We start from the raw sequence: 18,769 nt of genomic DNA on the forward strand, positions 1-18,769 counted from the left end.
CATGGTGATGTTCGCCGTCAACGGATATCGCCAGGGCTTCCTTGTCGGTCTGCTGTCATTCATCGGGTTCTTCGGGGGCGCGCTGCTCGGCCTGCAGCTCGGCCCGATGATCGCCGAGCAGTTCTTCTCCTCCGACCAGGCCCGCGTGGTCGTGTCGCTCTCCGCGGTCTTCGGCCTCGCCGTCGCCGGCCAGGCCCTCGCGAGCTTCGTGGGCAACCGGCTGCGCAACGCGATCGTCAGCCGCAACGCCCAGGCCGTCGACAACGCGGGCGGCGCCGTCGTCTCGGTCGTGGCCGTGCTCCTCGTGGTGTGGCTCGTCGCCGCCCCGCTGAGCACGTCGTCGCTGCCCTGGCTGGCCCGCTCGGTCAGCAACTCGATCATCCTCAACGTGGTCGACAAGGCGATGCCGGCCCAGGCCGACGCCCTCTCCCAGGCGCTGCGCGACACCGTCGACACCCGCGGCTTCCCGGACGTCTTCGACGGGCTCTCGCCGACCCGGGTCAAGGAGGTCTCCCCGCCGGACCCGAAGCTCGCGGGCTCCGAGCTGGTCAAGAACGCCAAGAAGTCCGTGGTCAAGGTCCTCGGCCAGGCGCCGAGCTGCTCGCGGCGCATCGAGGGCTCCGGCTTCGTCTACTCGCAGAACCGCGTCATGACCAACGCCCACGTCGTGGCCGGCACCAAGACCGTGAGCGTCCTCGTCGACGGCTCCTCGCGCCCGCTGCCCGCGACCGTGGTCGCCTACGACCCGAAGCGGGACATCGCGGTCCTCTACGTCAAGAGCCTCAACGCCCCGGTCCTGCCCTTCGCCGCGAAGAAGGCCGAGTCCAACGACGACGCGATCGTGCTCGGGTACCCGCTCGACGGGCCGTACGACGCGCAGTCGGCCCGCATCCGCGACCACCGCGACATCACCGGCCCGGACATCTACGACAAGGACAAGGTGACCCGGGAGATCTACACGATCCGGGCGCTGGTCCGCTCCGGCAACTCGGGCGGCCCGCTGCTCTCCACGGACGGCCAGGTCATCGGGGTCATCTTCGCCGCGGCGGCGGACGATCCGCAGACGGGCTTCGCGGTGACGGCGGACGAGGCGTCGCAGGTCGCCGATGCGGGCAAGCAGCACACCGACCCGACGCAGACGGGGGAGTGCGCCTAGCCTCCCGCGCCAGGGCACTGCGATGTGGTGCCATGGGCTGGTTGTCGCCGACTCGGTCCGGACTGTGCGCGGCGGTTACAGCGTGGTCGAGTTCCGGGCGCGGCGGCGGTGACGGAGCAGTACCCCGGAAGCGCCCGCGAGGGAGATCACCAGCACCGCCGTGAGGCCCGCGACCGCGCCGGCCTCCGCGCGCACGCCGCTCGCCAGCTGCCGCAGGCCCGGCTCCGCGGACGAGTCCGGCATCGGCGCCGCCCCGCCCGGTCGCAGCGGCCCGGCCTGCTCGGCCTGCGCCTCTTCGGCCCGCTCGTCGCCGGCCGGAGCCGGCCCCGAGGCGTCCTCGGCGAGCGGGTTGGTCGCGACCTCGCCGACCGTGTCGCGCAGCGCCGCGACCGGGTCCACCTCGCCGTAGCCGAACCGGTCGTCGCGCCCCTTGGGCCCGAGGTCCTTGGCCGTGCCGATGAGCCGGTTGATGACGTTCGCGGCGCTCATCCTCGGAAACCGGGCGCGCACCAGCGAGGCCGCCCCGGCGACCAGGGGAGTCGCGAAGCTGGTGCCCTGCACCTGCCAGTACCCGCCGCCGGGCTTCGCCCCCGTGAGATCCACCGCGGGCGCGGTCAGCACCGTCTCGGGCCCGGTGAGCGAGCCGGACCAGAGCACGTCACCCTTGGAGGCGCTGGTCCGCGCGCCGAGGCCGGCCACCGCCACGACTCCGGGCTCCCGCGCCGGATACCAGACCTGGTGGATCGACGGGTCGGTGGCGATGTTGCCGGTACACGCGACGACCACGACATCGTGCTCCGCCGCGTACCGCAGCGCCTCCGCGATCACCTCGCTGCGCAGCGCCCCGCCCAGCGAAAGGTTGATCACCGAGGCCCGATGATCCACCGCCCAGCGCACCGCCTTGGCCACGACACCCGGATCGTCGTACTTGTTCGCGGTGTCCAGCACCCGGATCGGCAGGATCTTCGCCCCCGGCGCGATACCCTCGGCCCCCGAACGATCCCGGTTGTTGCCCGCGATGAGGCCGGCGACGGTCGTACCGTGCCCGACCGGGTCGACCTTCCCCTCGCCCCCCGCCGCGGGGTCGACGAGATCGAGCCCCGGCAGCACCTGCCCGGCGAGATCCGGGTGGGTGGCGTCCACCCCACTGTCGATGACGGCGACGATCACGCCCTTGCCGGTCGAGACCTTCCAGGCGTCCCGCGCGTCGAGGGCGGTGAGCTGCCACTGCTCGCTGCGGGCCTCGTACGCGACCGCGGCCGCCGGCCCAACCCCGACTCCCACCGCACACGCGAGCGCCGCCGACAGCCCCAGAGCAAGGGCACGGCCGGCGGCGCGGGCGATGGAGGTGTGCGCGATGGAGACATTCTGGACCGTCTTGTCGGATCTGTCAGGTGTCTGGCCACACCTCGCCGAAAGGTGGTAATCCATTCGGCCCAGCGCTTACAACGGCTCCTCCCCACGGTCCCGTCCCACCGACGACGCTGCGCTGGGGAGCCGCTCGCCGGCTCACTCGCACCGCGCTGCGAGAGCGCGTGGTCGGCAACTCCAGCCGCGCGATCGTCTTCTCGCGGCCCACACAGACCGGCCGCCGCGACGGGCAGTCCGAGGCCGCCGGCGCGGCGCCGTCCGCCGCGTTCATGCGAGGCGCAGCGGCCGGGCTCGGCCCGGCCCGGCTCGAAGGGCCGCCCCGGCCCGGAACGGCCCGGTGCGGGCCGCGTCTAAGGGGGATCAGGCGACGGGGCAGTCGGCGATCTGAATCAGCGTGCCGCTCTCCTTCCGCGTGACCAGTCGAGCGCGGCCCGGCGGCAGAGCGCTGAACCGCACGTTGTTCAAGGCCAGACTCTCGTCCCGGTCGCCCGACATGAGCACGACCGGCGAAGCGAGCTCGCGCAGCCGCTGCAGCACCGGCTCGAAGAGCGCGCGCCCAACGCCGCCGCTGTGCCGGGCGACGATCAGGTGCAGCCCGATGTCGCGTGCCTGCGCGAGGTAGGGCAGCAGCGGCGCGAGCGGGTTCCCGGCGGCCGTCGGCACCAGGTCGTAGTCGTCGACCAGCACGAAGCACTGCGGGCCGCTCCACCAGCTGCGGTTGCGCAGCTGGTCCTCGGTCACGTCCGGCCCGGGCAGGCGCCGCTGCATGTAGTCCGCGACCGAGGCGATGAGGTCGACGGTCTGCTGCGTCCCCGTGCCGTACCCGATCAGGTGCTCCGTCCGCACCGCCCCGAGCAGGCTGCGCCGATGGTCGATCAGCACGATCCGCGCCTCCTCCGGCGTGAACCGGGTGCTGATCGAGGTCGCCAGGCCGCGCAGCAGCGTCGACTTGCCGCACTCGGCGTCGCCGAAGGCCAGCAGGTGCGGCTCGACCGCGAAGTCGATGCGCACCGGGCGCAGGTCGGACTCGGCGATGCCGATCGGCAGCGCGAGCCGGTTCTCCGGGTCGGCGTCATCGGCGATCTCGGACCAGGGCACCGACGCGGGGAGCATCCGCACCGGCCGGGCGGGCGCGCCGGGCCAGGCCGAGGCGATCGTCCGCACCAGCTCGCCAGGCTCGGCCCCGTTCAGCCGCGGCTCCACCACGAGCAGGTGCAGTCCGTCCTGCGTCACCCCGCGCCCCGGCGTCTCGAGCGGCACCGCCGCGGCCGCCCGGCGCGGGCCGAACGAGTCGCCGGGGTCGCCGAGCCGCAGCTCGATCCGCGCCCCGAGCAGGTCGCGGAGGCCGGACTGGAAGTCCATCCAGCGCGAGGCGGAGACGACCACGTGGATGCCGTAGGACAGCCCGCGCGTGGCGACGTCGACCACCACCGCCACAAGGTCCTCGTAGTCCTTGCGCACGCTGGGCCAGCCGTCGACGACCAGGAACACGTCGCCCCAGCCGTCGTCGGGGCTCCCGGGCCCGCCGGCCGCGCGCCGCCGCCGGTAAGTGGGCATCCCGTCGATCCCGGCCGCGGCGAAGCGCTGCTCTCGCGCCGCGAGCAGGGCGGCGATCTCGCCGACCGTGCGCCGGACCGCGTTGGCGTCCAGGCGCCCCGCGACCCCGCCGACGTGGGGCAGCTCCCGCAGTCCGGCGAGCTGGCCGCCGCCGAAGTCCAGGCAGTACACCTGGATCTCGGCCGGTGTGTGGGTGAGCGCCAGGGCCGTGACCAGCGTGCGCAGCGCCACCGACTTGCCGCTGTGCGGCCCGCCCACCACCGCGACGTGCCCCTGGGCGCCGTCGAGCCGGAACCACAGCACGTCCCGGCGCTGCTCAAGGGGGTTGTCGATGAGCGCGACCGGCACCTGCAGCGCTCCGTGCAGCTGCGGGCGGGTGACGGTCAGCCCGCGGTCGGGGTCGACCGCCACCGGCCCGAGCACGTCGTCCAGCGGTGCCGATGAGGCCAGCGGCGGCAGCCACACCTGGTGCGCGGGCACGCCCCGCCCGGCGAGCTGGTCGACGATGATGTCGAGCAGGCTCTCGCCCTCCGGCGCCTCGGACGGCTCCAGCTCGGGCTTGGGTGCGGGCGGCACGGGCACGTACCGCGTCCCGTATGCCATCACCCGCGGCCGCCCGCCGCCGGCGCTCGCCGCGGCCCGCCCCGCCCGCCGCCACACCCCGCCGACGTAGGCGCCCTTGAACCGGGTCAGCGGCTCGGTGCCGGACTTGAGGATGCCGTGCCCGCCGGGCTTCTTCGGCAGCTCGTACGCATCCGGCACCCCCAGCACCGTCCGGGACTCGAGCGAGTTGAAGGTGCGCAGGCCGATCCGGTACGACAGGTGCGTGTCCAGCCCGCGCAGCCGGCCCTCCTCCAGCCGCTGCGAGGCGAGCAGCAGGTGGATGCCCAGCGACCGGCCCACCCGCCCGATCTGCACGAACAGGTCGATGAAGTCCGGCTTGGCCTCCAGCAGCTCGCTGAACTCGTCGACCACGACCAGCAGGCTCGGCAGCGGGGCCAGCGGCGCACCCCCGGCCCGGGCCCGCTCGTAGTCGCGGACCGAGTCGTAGTCGCCCGCCCGGCGCAGCACCTCCTGGCGGCGGACCACCTCGCCGGTGATCGCGTCGGTCATGCGGTCGACCAGCAGCAGCTCCGAGCGCAGGTTGGAGATGAACGCGGCGACGTGCGGGAGGCGGTCCATCCGGGCGAAGGTCGCGCCGCCCTTGTAGTCGATGAGCACGAAGTTGAGCGTCTCGGACGAGTGCGTCGCGGCGAGGCCGAGCACCAGCGTGCGCAGCAGCTCCGACTTGCCGGAGCCGGTCGCCCCGATGAGCAGCCCGTGCGGGCCCATCCCGTCCTCGGCCGACTCCTTGAGGTCCAGGTCGACCGGCTGGCCCTGCTGCCCGACGCCGATCGCGATGCGCAGCCGGTCGCGGTGCGGCCGCGGGGCCCACGACTTCGCGGGGTCCAGCGTCTCCGGGTCACCGATCTCCAGCAGCGCCGGGAAGTCCAGCTCGGCGCCGGCGTCCCGCCCGTCGCCCGGCGCCCCGTCGAGGCCGGTCGCGGCCGCCAGTCGCAGCGGCGCCAGCCGGCGGGCGACGGCTTCGGCCTCGGCGGCGTCGAGCGCGTCGGCGACCCCGATCGCCGGCGGCGGCTCGGCGACGTCGTGGTCGGCGGTGATCGTGGCGAGCCGGCCGCCGACGGTGTCCAGCACGATCGCGGACCGGTCGAGCAGCCGCGGCGGCTCCCGGTCGAGGTCCACGATGGTCACCCCGTCGATGCCGCCGTCGGTGCCCAGGTGCGCGCTGCCGGACAGGTCGCCGCCGTCGAGCACCACCACGATGTATGGCGCGGCCGGCGGCCCCTCCCGCTCGGCATCGAACCGGCCGCGGCTGCGCAGCAAGTCGTCGAGGCGCTCCTCGAGCTCCCCGGCGGTCTCGGCGAAGAGACGCACCGGGCCGAGCGCGTCGGTCCGGGTGGGGTGCAGGGCGTGGGGCAGCCACTTCGTCCACTCCCACCACGCGCGCCGGTCGGGCCCGGCGCAGACCGCGACGAGCAGGTCGTCGGGGGCGTGGAACACCGTGAGCTGCGCGAGGACGGCCCGGGCCAGCGCCCGCGCCGGGTCGTGCTCGCCGGTCGGCCCGGCGGCGGCCCGCCCCGCGCGCAGGTGGACGCGGGCGAAGCTGCGCAGGGAGACGGCCACCGGCAGGCCGGGGACCACCGAGTAGGCGTCGAGGAACCTTCGCAGCGCGGCCGCGGTCATCGGCTCCAGGTCCTGCAGCGGGCGGGTCGTCGGCGGGATGAGTGGAGTGGCGAGCGTCTGCGGGCCGGTGGCGACCCGCACGATGGCGAAGTCACCGTCGGTGGCCCGCCGTTCCCACAGCCGATAGCCGTCGACCGATGACCAGAGCGCGTGCGGGTCCGGGTGCCGGTAGTGCAGGCCGGTGCGCTGCCGGGCCGCGGTCTCGCGGACCCGCCGGCGCAGCTGGGCGAGGTGGCGCAGGTATTCGCGGCGGGCCGCGGCCATCTCGGCCTTCTTCGGCGAGCCGGCACCGGTGGACGTGAGCAGCATGCCGAGCGTCGAGAAGCCGAAGACGGCGCCGATGACATAGGAATAGGCCCCGCCCTCGCGCCCGGCGAAGAGCAGGGCCGTCGCGATGGTGCCGGTGAGCATCGGCACCACCTGCACCAGCTGCTGCCAGCGCGATGCGGGGGCCGGCGGGATCTCCGGCGGTGCGCTCACGACGATCTCCCCGCTCGGGATCTCCGGAGCGGGCCGGCGCGGGGAACGCTTCACGACGACCGTGGTCACGCCGGAAACCCTAAGTGAGGCGTACGACAATTTTCCGCCCCGGACCATGGATCGTGACGACTTGTTCACGCTGTGAAATCGGCGGGCGCACGGGGGCGACGCGTGCCGACGGATCGTGGTAGTTCTATGCCCATGTCGACTGCCGCGGCCGGTCTGGCCCGCATCACGATCAACGCGCCCGGGCGGCGCGTCGATGTTGCGGTGCCTGATGCGGTACCGCTGGCTGAACTGCTTCCCGAGCTCCTGCGGCACGCGGGTGACGGGCTCGCCGACGAGGGTGAACGGCACGGCGGATGGTTGCTGCGGCGGGCCGACGGCACCACGCTGTCGAGCGCCGCCGGGCTGGCCGGGCAGGGGGTGCGCGACGGCACCGTCCTGCACCTGGTCCCGGCCCGCACCGGCTGGCCGGAGCTGGAATACGACGACGTGGTCGAGGCCATCGCCGCGGGCGCGCGCCGGCAGGGCCTCCCGTGGGGCCCGGCCGCGACCCGGGCGGCCGCGATCGGGGTCGCCGGGGCCGGGCTGCTCGTCGCGCTGATCGCCGTCGTCCGGGCCGATCTGCCCCTGGCCGCCGCGGCCGTCGCCGCCGGGCTGCTGCTGGCCGGCATCACGGCGTCGCGGGCCTACGGCGACGCGCTGGTCGGTGCGAACCTGGCCGCCTACGCGCTGCCGTTCGCGGCCGCCGGCGGGTGGCTGGCGGCGCCCGCGGCCGCCGCGGCGTCGGACCGCGCGCTGCTCGGAGCCGTGGCGCTCCTGCTGGCCGCGCTCGTCGGCGCCGTCGGCGTCGCGCACCTGATGCGCCTGTTCGCGGCCGGCGCGACCGTGGGCGTGCTCGGCTCGCTGGCCGGGCTCCTCGCCACCGTGACCCGCCCGGCCGCCGCGGCCGCGGTGCTGCTCGCCGTGCTGGTGGCGGGCGTGGCCGGGCTGCCGCTGCTGGCCATCCGGCTCGGCCGCCTGCCGATGCCGGTCGTGGCCACGCCGGCCGACCTCTCCCCGGGCGGGCGCGGGCCGGCCGCCGACCGGGGCCGGATCTTCGCCGCCGTCGCGCGCACCGACGAACTGCTCACGGGGATGTTGATCGGGCTCGCCGCGGCCGCGGTGGGCGGGTCACTGCTGCTCGCCCGGTCCGGGGACGTCTCGGGCACCGTGCTCGTCGCGGTCGCCGCGGCCGCGCTGCTGCTGCGCGCCCGCACCTTCCTGACCATCCGGCAACGGCTGCCGCTGATCGTGGCCGGGGTGGCGGGTTTCGCCCTGCTCGCCCTGTTCCCCGGGTTCGATGTCCGGATCGTCGCTGCCGTGGTACCGCTGGTGGCGCTCGGCGTCGCCGTGGCGGGAGCGCGGGCGGCGTCGCATCCGGTCTCGCCCTACCTCGGGCGCGCGGCAGATCTGCTCGACACCCTGTGCGTGGTCGCGATGGTGCCGCTCGCCTGCGCGGTTCTGGGGCTGTACGGCCTCTTCCTCTGACCCCCCGCGAAGGCGCTGAACGCCGCGATGGCGCTGAACGCCGTGAAAAGCGCCCTGAACACCGCGAAGGCGCCCGGTTGTCGGACGAACCGGGCGCCTTCGCGGTGACCCGACGGTCTAGTCGACCGGGCGGGCGATCGGGGCCACGCCGGGGTCGTGGTACGTGCCCGCGGCGATGGCTTCGGCGTAACGGCGCCGCGACTCGGCGATCTCCGCCTCCGCCTCGACGCGGCCGACCCAGGTCGCGCCCTCGACGCTCTTGCCGGGCTCGAGGTCCTTGTAGACCTCGAAGAAGTGCTGGATCTCCAGGCGGTCGAACTCGCCGAGGTGGTGGATGTCCCGCAGGTGCTCCAGCCGCGGGTCGTCGGCCGGGACGCACAGGACCTTGTCGTCGCCGCCCTTCTCGTCCGTCATGCGGAACATCCCGATCGCCCGGGAACGGATCAGGCAGCCCGGGAAGGTCGGGGACTGCACGAGCACGAGCGCGTCGAGCGGGTCCTCGTCCTGGCCGAGCGTCCCCTCGATGTAGCCGTAGTCGGCCGGGTACTGCGTCGAGGTGAACAGCGTTCGGTCCAGCCGGATCCGGCCGGTGGCGTGGTCGACCTCGTACTTGTTGCGCTGACCCTTGGGGATTTCGACCGTGACGTCGAAGTCCATCTGACGACTCCTCACCCTCGCACCGCTGCGCCGACCATTAGTCTCGCGTACGGCACGGTCGGGCATCACGGGGAGGGTCGGATGGCGAGGGAAACACCACAACCGCGCGGCCGGGCCGGCCTGATCGCCGCCGTCGTCGCGGTGGTCCTGGCGCTCGGTGCCGCCCTGGCCTCGGTCTCCGCCGGAACACAGATCGTCAATGGACTCGGCCTCGCGGGCGGGCAGAAGACGCACTGGACGGACGGCACCGCCCCGGCCGCGCCGCCGGCGGTGCTCGCCGCCGCGGACGCCCAGGCCCCGCTGCCGACCCAGGCCGGGGTCACCTCGGCGCTGCAGCCGCTGCTGGCCGTGCCGCAGCTCGGGCCGCACATCACCGCGTCGGTCGTGGACGTCGCGACCGGGCAGGCCATCTACTCCTCGGAGCCGGACGCGGCGATGACCCCGGCCTCGACCACCAAGCTCGTGACCGCGGCGGCCGCGCTCGCGGCGAGGGGCCCCGCGTACCGCATCGCGACCAAGGTGGTCGCGGGCACGCAGCCGGGCGAGGTCGTGCTCGTCGCGGGCGGCGACCCGACGCTCGCGGTCTTCCCAACGTCGTACTACCCCGGCGCCGCCCGCATCGACGATCTCGCCAAGCAGGTGAAAGAGGCGCTCGGCGGCCAGGCCCCCACCAAGGTGACGTACGACGTCAGCATCTACAGCGGCTCCGGCATCGGGCCGGGCTGGGACGCCGACGCGACGACCGGCGGCTCCGGCGCCGTGATGACGCCGATCATGACCGAGGGCGGGCGGCAGAAGCAGCAGAAGTACGCCCAGCGGTACCCGAAGCCCGATCTCCAGGCGGCTCAGGCATTCGCGAGCGCATTGGGGGTACCGACGAATGCCGTCGCGGCCGGAAACGCCCCGCCGGGCGCGAAGGAGCTCGGCAAGGTCGAATCCGCGCCCATGTCGCGCATGGTCGAGTTCATGCTGCAGGAGAGCGACAACGTGCTCGCCGACGCGCTCGCGCGGCAGGTGGCGCTGGCCAAGAACCAGCCGGCCTCCTTCGAGGGCGGGGCGGCGGCCACGAAGAGCGTCCTGGAGGAGCTCGGCCTGCCGGTCACCGCCTACGGACTGGTCGACGGCAGCGGCTTCTCGCGCAACGACCGGCTCTCCCCGGCCCTGCTCACGGCCGTCCTGGCGATGGCCGCCCGGCCCGACCGCGCCGACCTGCACCCGATCTTCAGTGGTCTGCCGGTCGCGGCGTACTCCGGGACGCTCACCACGCGCTACCTCAAGCCGGACCAGGGCGGGTCGGCCGCCGGGCTGGTGCGTGCGAAAACCGGCACGCTGACCGGTGTCAACTCGCTCGCCGGCGTCGTCGTGGACGCCGACGGGCGCACGCTGGCGTTCGCGTTCATGGCCGACCAGACCACCAACGCGGATCAGGCCGTGGTCGCCCTTGACAGAGTTGCCGCAGCTCTCGCCGCCTGTGGGTGTCACTGAGCATCCCCGGGGTGACGCTGCGTCGATCAGGGTGTACTCAGGGTTTCCACCTCCCGCAGCCGTGGCCCGGCGCGGGTACGGTTGGGTCATGGCGCAGTTCGTCGATTGGGATCTGGCCGCAGCAACCGCCGCGGCGCTGGGCAAGAGTGGCCCCGCGGTGTCATACGAGGAGGCCGCGGACGCCGTCACCGACCTACGCGGCCTGGCCGATGAGGCATCCGGGCACGTCACCGAGTTCACCGGCCTGAAGGCCATGGTCCAGGCGCCGCCGGTGCGCGTCGTCGACCGCCGCGACTGGGCCGCCACCAACATCGCGGGGCTGCGCGAGGTCATTCAGCCGCTGGCTGAGCGGCTCGCGGGCGGCAAGCCACCGGGCGCCATCGTCGGGGCCATCGGCTCGCGCTTCACCGGCGTGCAGGCCGGCACGGTGCTGGCCTACCTCTCCGGCAAGGTCCTGGGGCAGTACGAGGTCTTTTCCGCCGACCCCGGCCAGCTGCTGCTCGTCGCCCCGAACATCGTCGAGGCCGAGCGCAAGCTGGGCGCCAACTCGCGCGACTTCCGCCTCTGGGTGTGCCTGCACGAGGTCACCCACCGCGTGCAGTTCACGGGTGTGCCGTGGATGCGGGGATATTTCCTGGGTGAGGTCGGCGCCTTCGTCGACGCGTCCCAGCTCAACCAGGACCAGCTCGCCGAGCGTCTGCGCCGGGGCGTGACCGCCCTCGCCGACGTGGTCCGCGACCCCGACAGCCGCGTCTCGGTGCTCGATCTCGTGCAGACGCCGGGCCAGAAGGCGGTGCTCGACCGCCTGACCGCACTCATGACGGTGCTGGAGGGCCACGCGGAGTTCGTGATGGATGGCGTGGGTCCTGATGTCGTACCGACGGTTGACGACATCCGCGCCAAGTTCAACCGCCGCCGTGAGGCCGGCAACCCCCTCGAGCGCGTCCTGCGCAAGCTCCTCGGCATCGACGTGAAGATGCGGCAGTACGCGGAGGGGCGCAAGTTCGTCCACGCCGTCGTCGAGCGCGTCGGCATGGAGAGCTTCAACCGCATCTGGCAGTCGCCGCTGACCATCCCGCGCCTCAACGAGCTCTCCGACCCCGACGCCTGGATCGTGCGGGTCCTCGGGTCGAGCGCCCTGAGCCGCTCGGCCGCCGCGTCCCCGCCGTCCTCGATCGCCGCTCCCGGCTCGGCCGCCGCGGCGTCCTCGGTCGCGTCCTCGGGCTCGGACTCGGCCGTGGAGGAGCCGCCGGCCCCGCTGCCGACGGTGCCCGAGCCGCTGGACGAGTCCCCGGCGGAGGCGGGCGTCGCCGAGCCGACCGAGGTGGCGGGCCTGACGCCGGAGGAGTCCACGATCGTGGTCGCCCCGGCCGTCGTACCGCCGGCACCCCCGACGGACACCTGGTCGGCCGCGGCCCACAGCTCCTCCGCCGCAACCGACTCCTCCGCCGCGCCGGACTCTTCCGCCACAGCCGACTCCTCCGCCGCGCCCGACTCTTCCGCCACAGCCGACTCCTCCGCCGCGCCCGACGCCCAGGCCGAGCCGGCTTCCGCGGCCGGGACCGACGTTGACGACACGCCGGCCGAGATCGAGCCGGGCGCCGGCGGCGGCGAGCCCGGGCACGTGGTCTCCGAGCCGGCCGCGACCGAATCGGCACCGGAGCCGATCGGCGCCTTCGAGCCGGGCGAGGCGATGCGCGTCGCCGAGTCCTCGGATCCCGGGGTCGCCGAGCACCTGACCGACCCGTCCGCCCCTGCCTCGGACGACAAGTCGGAGGGCCCGGCCAAGCCCGCCGGCAGCATCTGATCGAGTGGCGGCGCTGTCGCCGGCGGTCGCCGCCGTACGCAACGCGGTCCGGCGCGCCCTCACCGGCGCCCCGGACCCGGACACCGGCGGCGAGCCAGGTCCGGGCTCCGGGCTCAGGGCGTCCGTAGACACGCCGCGGCTGCCGATCCCTGAGAGCGGCGGCGAGTCAGGCGCTGACCCGTGGCCCATGGGGTCCGCGGACATGTCGCGGCAGTCCGACCGGGCCGCCGGCGGCGAGTCAGCTCCGGGCTCCCGGCCCTCGGCGTCCGCGGACATGCCGCGGCTCCTGGACCCAGCCACGGCGATGGCGGCCCAGGACCACACGCCATGGGCCGGGAGCCCGGCTGTCACCGAGCGGGCGCCCGCCACCGAACCCGATTGCGACGCGCCGCTTCGGCTCGCCGGCGACGCTCACGTGGGTGCCGGGGGTTCCGCGGGGAACGCCGTTCACGTCGGTGCCGGGGTTCCCGGGGGGAATGCCCCTCACGTCGGTGCCGGGCTTTCCGCGGGGTACGCCGTTCACGTCGGTGCCGGGGTTCCCGCGGGGAACGCCCCTCACGTCGGTGCCGGGGTGTCCGCGGGGGACACGGTGCTCGTGGCCTGCTCGGGCGGGGCGGACTCGATGGCGCTGGCGGTGGGGGCGTTGTTCGTGGCCCGGCGGATGGGGGTTCGCTGCGGGCTCGTGACCGTCGACCACGGGCTCCAGGACGGGTCCGCGGAGCGGGCCGGGGATCTGGCCGACTGGGCGGTCGATCGCGGGTTCGCGCCCGTGCAGGTGCGGACCGTGCGCGTCGGGAGTGCCGGGGGGCCGGAAGCGGCGGCTCGCGAGGCCCGGTACTCGGCGCTCGAGGCATCCGCGATCGAGCTCGGCGCCGCCATGGTGCTGCTCGGGCACACGCGGGACGACCAGGCGGAGACCGTGCTGCTGGCGCTGGCCCGGGGATCCGGTCCCCGCGGGCTGGCGGGCATGCCGCCGCGGCGGGTGCGCAACGGGGTGCTCTTCGTGCGGCCGCTGCTCGACGTCAGCCGGGCCGAGACCCGGGCGGCCTGCGCGGCCGAGGGGCTCGCGGTGTGGGAGGACCCGCACAACGAGGACGCGGCCTATGCCCGGTCGCGGGTGCGGCCGCTGGTGGCCGCGCTCGGCGACGGCGTCGTTGGCAACCTGGCCCGGACCGCCCGGCTGGTCGGGGCGGACTCCGCGTACCTCGACGGGCTCGCCGCCGAGGCGCTGAACGGGGCGCTCGACGACGCTGGCGGGCTGGCGGTGGCGGACCTGCGGCGCATGCCGGGTCCGATCCGCAGCCGGGTGCTGCACGCGTGGGCGCTGCGCCTCGGGGTGCCGGGCACGGATCTGTCGCACCGGCACGTGGACGCCCTCGACGCGTTGATCGTGCGCTGGCGCGGCCAGGGCGCCGTGGCGCTGCCCGGTGCCCTGTTCGTGTCCCGGGCCGCGGGAAGGCTGCACGCACACCGCTGAGCCGCGCCAGCCCACCGACTCCCCGCCACGAGAAGGCTCTCCCCGGACGCCGCTGACGCGCCCCAGCCCACCGGCTTCGCGCTGCGGGAAGGCTCCCCGGACGCCGCTGACGTGCCCCAGCCCACCGGCTTCGCGCTGCGGGAAGGCTCCCCGGACGCCGCTGACGTGCCCCAGCCCACCGGCTCCGCGCTGCGGGAAGGCTCCCCGGACGCCGTTCAAGCGCCCAGCCCACCGGCTCCGCGCTGCGCACATGCGCCGGGACGCGTCGCGCACATGGCCGCCGCGCGTTGCGCACGTGCGCAGAGACACACCGCGCACATCGTCAGGGCGCACCGAACACATCGCCGGGTCGTGCTGCGCGCTATGTCGGGGAGCGTCGCCGCATACGCCAGGAGCGCGGTTGCGAAAAGCGCTGAGGCGCGATCAGGGGGACTGTTCTCGGGGCCGATCCAGGTGGTCTGCTGAGTGGGCATTGTCGGGCGGATGGGGAGGGTGGGCACATGCGGTACGAAATCCGGCGTTCTCCGGTTTTCGCTCCTCGCGGGGTGGTCGCGACCAGTCAGAGCCTCGCCGCCGGTGCGGGGCTGGCCGTGCTGCGGCGCGGCGGGAACGCGATCGACGCCGCCATCGCCACCGCCGTCGCGCTCACCGTGGTGCAGCCGGGGTCCAACGACATCGGCGGGGATCTGTTCGCGCTGGTCTGGGACGGCGAGCGGCTGCACGGGCTCAACGCGTCCGGGCGGTCGCCGGCGCTGCTCACGCGCGACCTGGCCCTTGCGGGGGCCACCAGCGCCTCCGACGGGCTCGGGGGGCACCAGGGCGACGCCGAGCTCGCGATGCCGACGCGCGGATGGCTGCCCGTCACGGTGCCGGGCGCGCCGGCCGGGTGGCGGGACCTGCACGCGCGGTTCGGGTCGCTGCCGTTCGCGGAGCTGTTCGCCGACGCGATCGCGTACGCCGATGAGGGTTACCCCGTGTCACCGCGCGTTGCCGAAGCGTGGCGGGTCGGTGCCGAGCGGGTGTATCCCGCGCTCGCCGGGGCGGAGTTCGCGGAGTGGGGGCGGGTGTTCACGCTCGGTGGGCGGGCGCCGCGCGCGGGGGAGCGGTGGCGCAATCCGGACGCGGCGAACACGCTGCGGCGGATTGCGAGCACCGACGGCGAGGACTTCTATCGCGGGGACATCGCGAACGCGATCGTCGCGCACGCCGAGCGAACCGGTGGGCTGCTGCGGGCCGGCGACCTGGCCGGGCACGAGTCGGTCTGGGTGGACCCGATCTCCGTGTCGTACCGCGGGCACGAGGTCTGGGAGATCCCACCCAACGGGCAGGGAATCGCGGCGCTCGTGGCGCTGGGCGTGCTCGACGGCTACGCGGAGCCGTCGCTGCACGAACAGATCGAGGCGATGAAGCTCGGGTTCGCCGACGCGCACGCGTTCGTCGCCGATCCCGGCGCCGGCGGGCCCGTGCGGGGGCTGCTGGAGCCCGGCTACCTGGCCGGACGGCGGGGGCTGATCGGGCAGCGGGCCGGGCGGTACGGCGCCGGCGAGCCGGGGCGGGGCGGGACCGTATATCTGTGCACGGCCGACTCGGCGGGGCGGATGGTCAGCCTGATCCAGTCGAACTACATGGGGTTCGGCTCCTACGTGGTGCCGCCCGGGACCGGGTTCGGGCTGCAGGACCGCGGCGCCGGGTTCGTGCTGGCGGAAGGTCATCCGAACGCGGTCGGCCCGGGGCGGCGGCCCTATCACACGATCATCCCGGCTTTTCTGACCCGCGGTGGCGAGCCGGTCGGCCCGTTCGGCGTGATGGGCGGGCACATGCAGCCGCAGGGGCACGTCCAGGTGGTCCTTTCCACCGTGGACGGGCGGCTCGATCCGCAGGCGGCGCTGGACCGGCCGCGGTGGTACTGGCATCGCGGCCTCGACGTGCTGGTCGAGCCGGGGCTGGCCGCCGAGGTGGACGGACTGCGACGGCGAGGTCACAACGTGTTCGTCGAGCGTGATCCGGGCGCGTTCGGGATGGGGCAGGCGATCTGGCGAACCGCCGCCGGTTACACAGCGGGGTCGGAGCCTCGCGCGGACGGGCAGGTGATGGGGTACTGACGGAAAACCTGCAGCGAGACAGGTCTCTCATTGGGACACCCCGCGTCGATCCGGCGCCGCCGATAGTGCAGGCTTGTCGCATGGCCGACGGCACCACCTGGCACTCGTCCGACATCGACCACGTCATCGTGAGCGAGGAGCAGATCCGCGAGAAGACCGCGGAGCTCGCCAAGCACGTCGCGGCCGATCACGCCGAGGCCGAATCGATCCTGCTCGTGGGCGTGCTGAAGGGCGCCGTCATGTTCATGGCGGACTTCGCGCGGGCGCTGGGGCGGGTCGGCCCGCCGGTGGAGCTCGAGTTCATGGCGGTTTCGTCGTACGGGCAGGGCACGACGTCCTCGGGAGTCGTGCGGATCCTCAAGGACCTCGACCGGGACATCGCCGGGCGGCACGTGATCGTCGTCGAGGACATCGTCGACTCCGGGCTGACGCTGTCGTGGCTGCTGAAATACCTGGAGAGCCGCTCGGCGGCCCGGGTCGACGTGGTCGCGCTGCTGCGCAAGCCCGACGCGCTGAAGGTCAACATCCCGGTGCGGTACGTCGGATTCGACATCCCGAACGAGTTCGTCGTCGGATACGGCCTCGACTATGCCGAGCGCTACCGTGACCTGCCGTTCGTCGGGGTCCTGAAGCCGTCGGTCTACGGGCGCGGCTGACCTGGCTGTTCGGCGGACGTTTCCTGGGAGTCTGCTGGGAGCACCTCGTCCCCGGCCCACGCCGATCCGCGACTGTCGGTGCCACGGTGTACCGTCAAATGGTCGCAAGCGTCAACTGAGCCCATACCTTGGCGGCGCTTTCGGCACCGCGTCGGAAAGTGGGTCCGGCGCGGTTGACGGCCTTACGGATGGAGGGGCCGGGCGCCGCGGCGTCCGACGACAACATGGAACGTACCCGTTTGTTCCGCCGGCCGGTGGTCTGGATCCTTCTGGTGATCATCGGTGCCATCGTGCTCAGTTCCTTCTTCACTTCCGGCCCGAGCTACACGAAGGCGGACACGTCCGTCGTGCTCGAGCAGCTTCGCAGCGGCAACGCGAAGAAGGCTGTGATCCAGGACAAGGAGCAGACGCTCAACCTCGATCTCAGGAACAAGATCAAGGTCAAGGGCACGGAAACCAACAAGGTCCAGGGCCAGTTCTCCTCGCAGAGCGCCGACGAACTCCAGAACGAGCTCAGCACGCTGCAGTCGGCGAAGAAGCTCGACGAGTACAACGTCAACGTCACCCAGGACAACATCTTCATCAGCCTGCTGATCAACCTGTTGCCGATCGCGGTGCTGGTGGTCCTGCTGCTGCTGTTCATGTCGCAGATGCAGGGCGGCGGCTCCCGGGTGCTCAACTTCGGCAAGTCCAAGGCGAAACTGATCTCCAAGGACACCCCGAAGACGACGTTCGCCGACGTGGCCGGCTCGGACGAGGCGGTGGAGGAGCTCCACGAGATCAAGGACTTCCTGCAGGCGCCGGCGAAGTACCAGGCGCTCGGCGCGAAGATCCCGAAGGGCGTGCTGCTCTACGGGCCGCCCGGAACCGGTAAGACGCTGCTCGCGAGGGCCGTCGCCGGCGAGGCGGGCGTGCCGTTCTACTCGATCTCCGGCTCGGACTTCGTCGAGATGTTCGTCGGTGTCGGTGCCTCCCGCGTCCGCGACCTGTTCGAGCAGGCCAAGGCCAACGCGCCCGCCATCGTCTTCGTCGACGAGATCGACGCCGTCGGTCGCCACCGCGGCGCCGGCATGGGCGGCGGTCACGACGAGCGCGAGCAGACGCTCAACCAGCTGCTGGTCGAGATGGACGGCTTCGACACCAAGGGCGGCGTCATCCTGATCGCCGCGACCAACCGGCCCGACATCCTCGACCCGGCGCTGCTGCGCCCGGGCCGCTTCGACCGGCAGATCGCGGTCGACCGCCCCGACATGGAGGGCCGCAAGGCCATCCTGCGGGTCCACGCGAAGGGCAAGCCGTTCACGCCCGACGTCGACCTCGACTCGGTCGCCCGTCGCACGCCCGGCTTCACCGGTGCCGACCTGGCCAACGTGATCAACGAGTCGGCGCTGCTGGCGGCCCGCAACGACAAGCGGGCGATCACCAACGACTACCTCGAAGAGGCCATCGACCGGGTCATCGCCGGCCCGGAGCGGCGCACCCGCGTGATGAGCGAGCACGAGAAGAAGGTCACGGCGTACCACGAGGGTGGTCACGCGCTCGTCGCCTGGGCGCTGCCCCACTCAGCGCCGGTGCACAAGGTGACCATCCTGTCGCGCGGCCGCTCGCTGGGCCACACGCTGGTCCTGCCCACCGAGGACAAGTACACCCAGACGCGCTCCGAGATGATCGACACGCTGGCGTACGCGCTGGGCGGTCGCGCCGCCGAGGAGCTCGTCTTCCACGAGCCGACCACCGGCGCCGGCAACGACATCGAGAAGGCGACCGCGCTCGCCCGGTCGATGATCACGGAGTACGGCATGAGCGCCAAGCTGGGCGCCGTCAAGTACGGCACCGGCGACGGCGAGCCGTTCCTGGGCCGCACGATGGGCCACGAGCGGGACTACTCCGAGAAGATCGCGGCGGAGATCGACGCCGAGATGCGCTCCCTCATCGAGATCGCGCACGACGAGGCCTGGGAGATCCTGGTCGAGTACCGCGATGTCCTCGACAACATCGTCGAGGAGCTCATGGAGAAGGAGACCATCTCGCAGGCCGACATGACCCGCATCTGCGCGCGCGTGGTCAAGCGGCCCCCGATGGCGCCCTACAGCGGCAACGGCCGTCGCCGGCGCGCGATCGAGGCCGGCGCGAACGGCTCCGAGGTCGCCCAGCCCACCGGCTTCGGCGCGGACGACCACGTCCGCATCGGCGGGGGCGAGACCCCGGACGGCACGCACTGAGCGAGCACAGCGGCACCGAGCC

Annotated in this window: 10 protein-coding genes and 1 pseudogene; 8 read left to right on the plus strand and 3 right to left on the minus strand. The window is 73.4% G+C overall.

Going from position 1 to position 18,769, the window contains the following annotated elements; translation table 11 throughout:
* Position 1 precedes the first annotated feature (1 nt).
* A complete protein-coding gene (locus tag ACQP2P_RS02805) occupies positions 2 to 1,156 on the plus strand; it encodes a MarP family serine protease (RefSeq protein WP_433618938.1) in 1,155 nt (384 codons plus the stop codon).
* Positions 1,157 to 1,231: 75 nt separating this feature from the next.
* Here ACQP2P_RS02805 and mycP read toward each other — a convergent pair whose 3' ends face one another.
* Both mycP and eccCa read right to left on the minus strand, forming a co-directional pair.
* Positions 1,232 to 2,440 carry a type VII secretion-associated serine protease mycosin gene (gene mycP, locus ACQP2P_RS02810; RefSeq protein WP_433612970.1) on the minus strand — a complete coding sequence of 403 codons (1,209 nt, stop codon included), beginning with the start codon at positions 2,438 to 2,440 and terminating at the stop codon, positions 1,232 to 1,234.
* Between the two features lie 447 nt (positions 2,441 to 2,887).
* Positions 2,888 to 6,877 carry a type VII secretion protein EccCa gene (gene eccCa / locus ACQP2P_RS02815; RefSeq protein ID WP_433612972.1) on the minus strand — a complete coding sequence of 1,330 codons (3,990 nt, stop codon included), beginning with the start codon at positions 6,875 to 6,877 and terminating at the stop codon, positions 2,888 to 2,890.
* 126 nt (positions 6,878 to 7,003) lie between these two features.
* On the opposite strand from eccCa, the gene eccD reads away from it, so the two are divergent.
* On the plus strand, positions 7,004 to 8,341 hold the full coding sequence (eccD, locus tag ACQP2P_RS02820) for a type VII secretion integral membrane protein EccD (protein ID WP_433612974.1): 1,338 nt from the start codon (positions 7,004 to 7,006) through the stop codon (positions 8,339 to 8,341).
* A gap of 117 nt (positions 8,342 to 8,458) precedes the next feature.
* Here eccD and ACQP2P_RS02825 read toward each other — a convergent pair whose 3' ends face one another.
* Positions 8,459 to 8,998 (minus strand): inorganic diphosphatase, encoded by a 540-nt coding sequence (locus tag ACQP2P_RS02825; protein ID WP_350612361.1) that lies wholly within the window; start codon positions 8,996 to 8,998, stop codon positions 8,459 to 8,461.
* Positions 8,999 to 9,079: 81 nt separating this feature from the next.
* Here ACQP2P_RS02825 and dacB point away from each other — a divergent pair, with 81 nt between their 5' ends.
* The 6 genes and pseudogenes from dacB to ftsH all read left to right on the plus strand — a co-directional run bounded on the left by dacB (position 9,080) and on the right by ftsH (position 18,747).
* On the plus strand, positions 9,080 to 10,483 hold the full coding sequence (dacB, locus tag ACQP2P_RS02830; protein WP_433612976.1) for a D-alanyl-D-alanine carboxypeptidase/D-alanyl-D-alanine endopeptidase: 1,404 nt from the start codon (positions 9,080 to 9,082) through the stop codon (positions 10,481 to 10,483).
* Between the two features lie 88 nt (positions 10,484 to 10,571).
* Positions 10,572 to 11,612 (plus strand): annotated as a pseudogene (locus ACQP2P_RS02835) (zinc-dependent metalloprotease); the annotation flags it as partial.
* 1,249 nt (positions 11,613 to 12,861) lie between these two features.
* A complete protein-coding gene (tilS, locus tag ACQP2P_RS02840; RefSeq protein WP_433612978.1) occupies positions 12,862 to 13,767 on the plus strand; it encodes a tRNA lysidine(34) synthetase TilS in 906 nt (301 codons plus the stop codon).
* 500 nt (positions 13,768 to 14,267) lie between these two features.
* Positions 14,268 to 15,869, plus strand: coding sequence for a gamma-glutamyltransferase family protein (locus tag ACQP2P_RS02845; protein ID WP_433612980.1), 1,602 nt, complete (start codon positions 14,268 to 14,270; stop codon positions 15,867 to 15,869).
* Positions 15,870 to 15,949: 80 nt separating this feature from the next.
* A complete protein-coding gene (gene hpt / locus ACQP2P_RS02850) occupies positions 15,950 to 16,525 on the plus strand; it encodes a hypoxanthine phosphoribosyltransferase (RefSeq protein WP_433612982.1) in 576 nt (191 codons plus the stop codon).
* A 224-nt stretch (positions 16,526 to 16,749) separates the two neighbouring features.
* On the plus strand, positions 16,750 to 18,747 hold the full coding sequence (gene ftsH, locus ACQP2P_RS02855; protein ID WP_433612984.1) for an ATP-dependent zinc metalloprotease FtsH: 1,998 nt from the start codon (positions 16,750 to 16,752) through the stop codon (positions 18,745 to 18,747).
* The last annotated feature ends 22 nt before the right edge of the window (positions 18,748 to 18,769 follow it).

The sequence above is a fragment of the Dactylosporangium sp. CA-139114 genome (assembly GCF_050955725.1).
Taxonomy (GTDB): Bacteria; Actinomycetota; Actinomycetes; order Mycobacteriales; family Micromonosporaceae; genus Dactylosporangium.

Coding starts and splice junctions, on each gene's coding strand:
- hpt (WP_433612982.1), top strand. CDS start 15,950: ATGGCCGACGGCACCACCTGGCACTCGTCCGACATCGACCACGTCATC.
- dacB (WP_433612976.1), top strand. CDS start 9,080: ATGGCGAGGGAAACACCACAACCGCGCGGCCGGGCCGGCCTGATCGCC.
- ACQP2P_RS02825 (WP_350612361.1), bottom strand. CDS start 8,998: ATGGACTTCGACGTCACGGTCGAAATCCCCAAGGGTCAGCGCAACAAG.
- eccD (WP_433612974.1), top strand. CDS start 7,004: ATGCCCATGTCGACTGCCGCGGCCGGTCTGGCCCGCATCACGATCAAC.
- ACQP2P_RS02805 (WP_433618938.1), top strand. CDS start 2: ATGGTGATGTTCGCCGTCAACGGATATCGCCAGGGCTTCCTTGTCGGT.
- ACQP2P_RS02845 (WP_433612980.1), top strand. CDS start 14,268: ATGCGGTACGAAATCCGGCGTTCTCCGGTTTTCGCTCCTCGCGGGGTG.
- ftsH (WP_433612984.1), top strand. CDS start 16,750: ATGGAACGTACCCGTTTGTTCCGCCGGCCGGTGGTCTGGATCCTTCTG.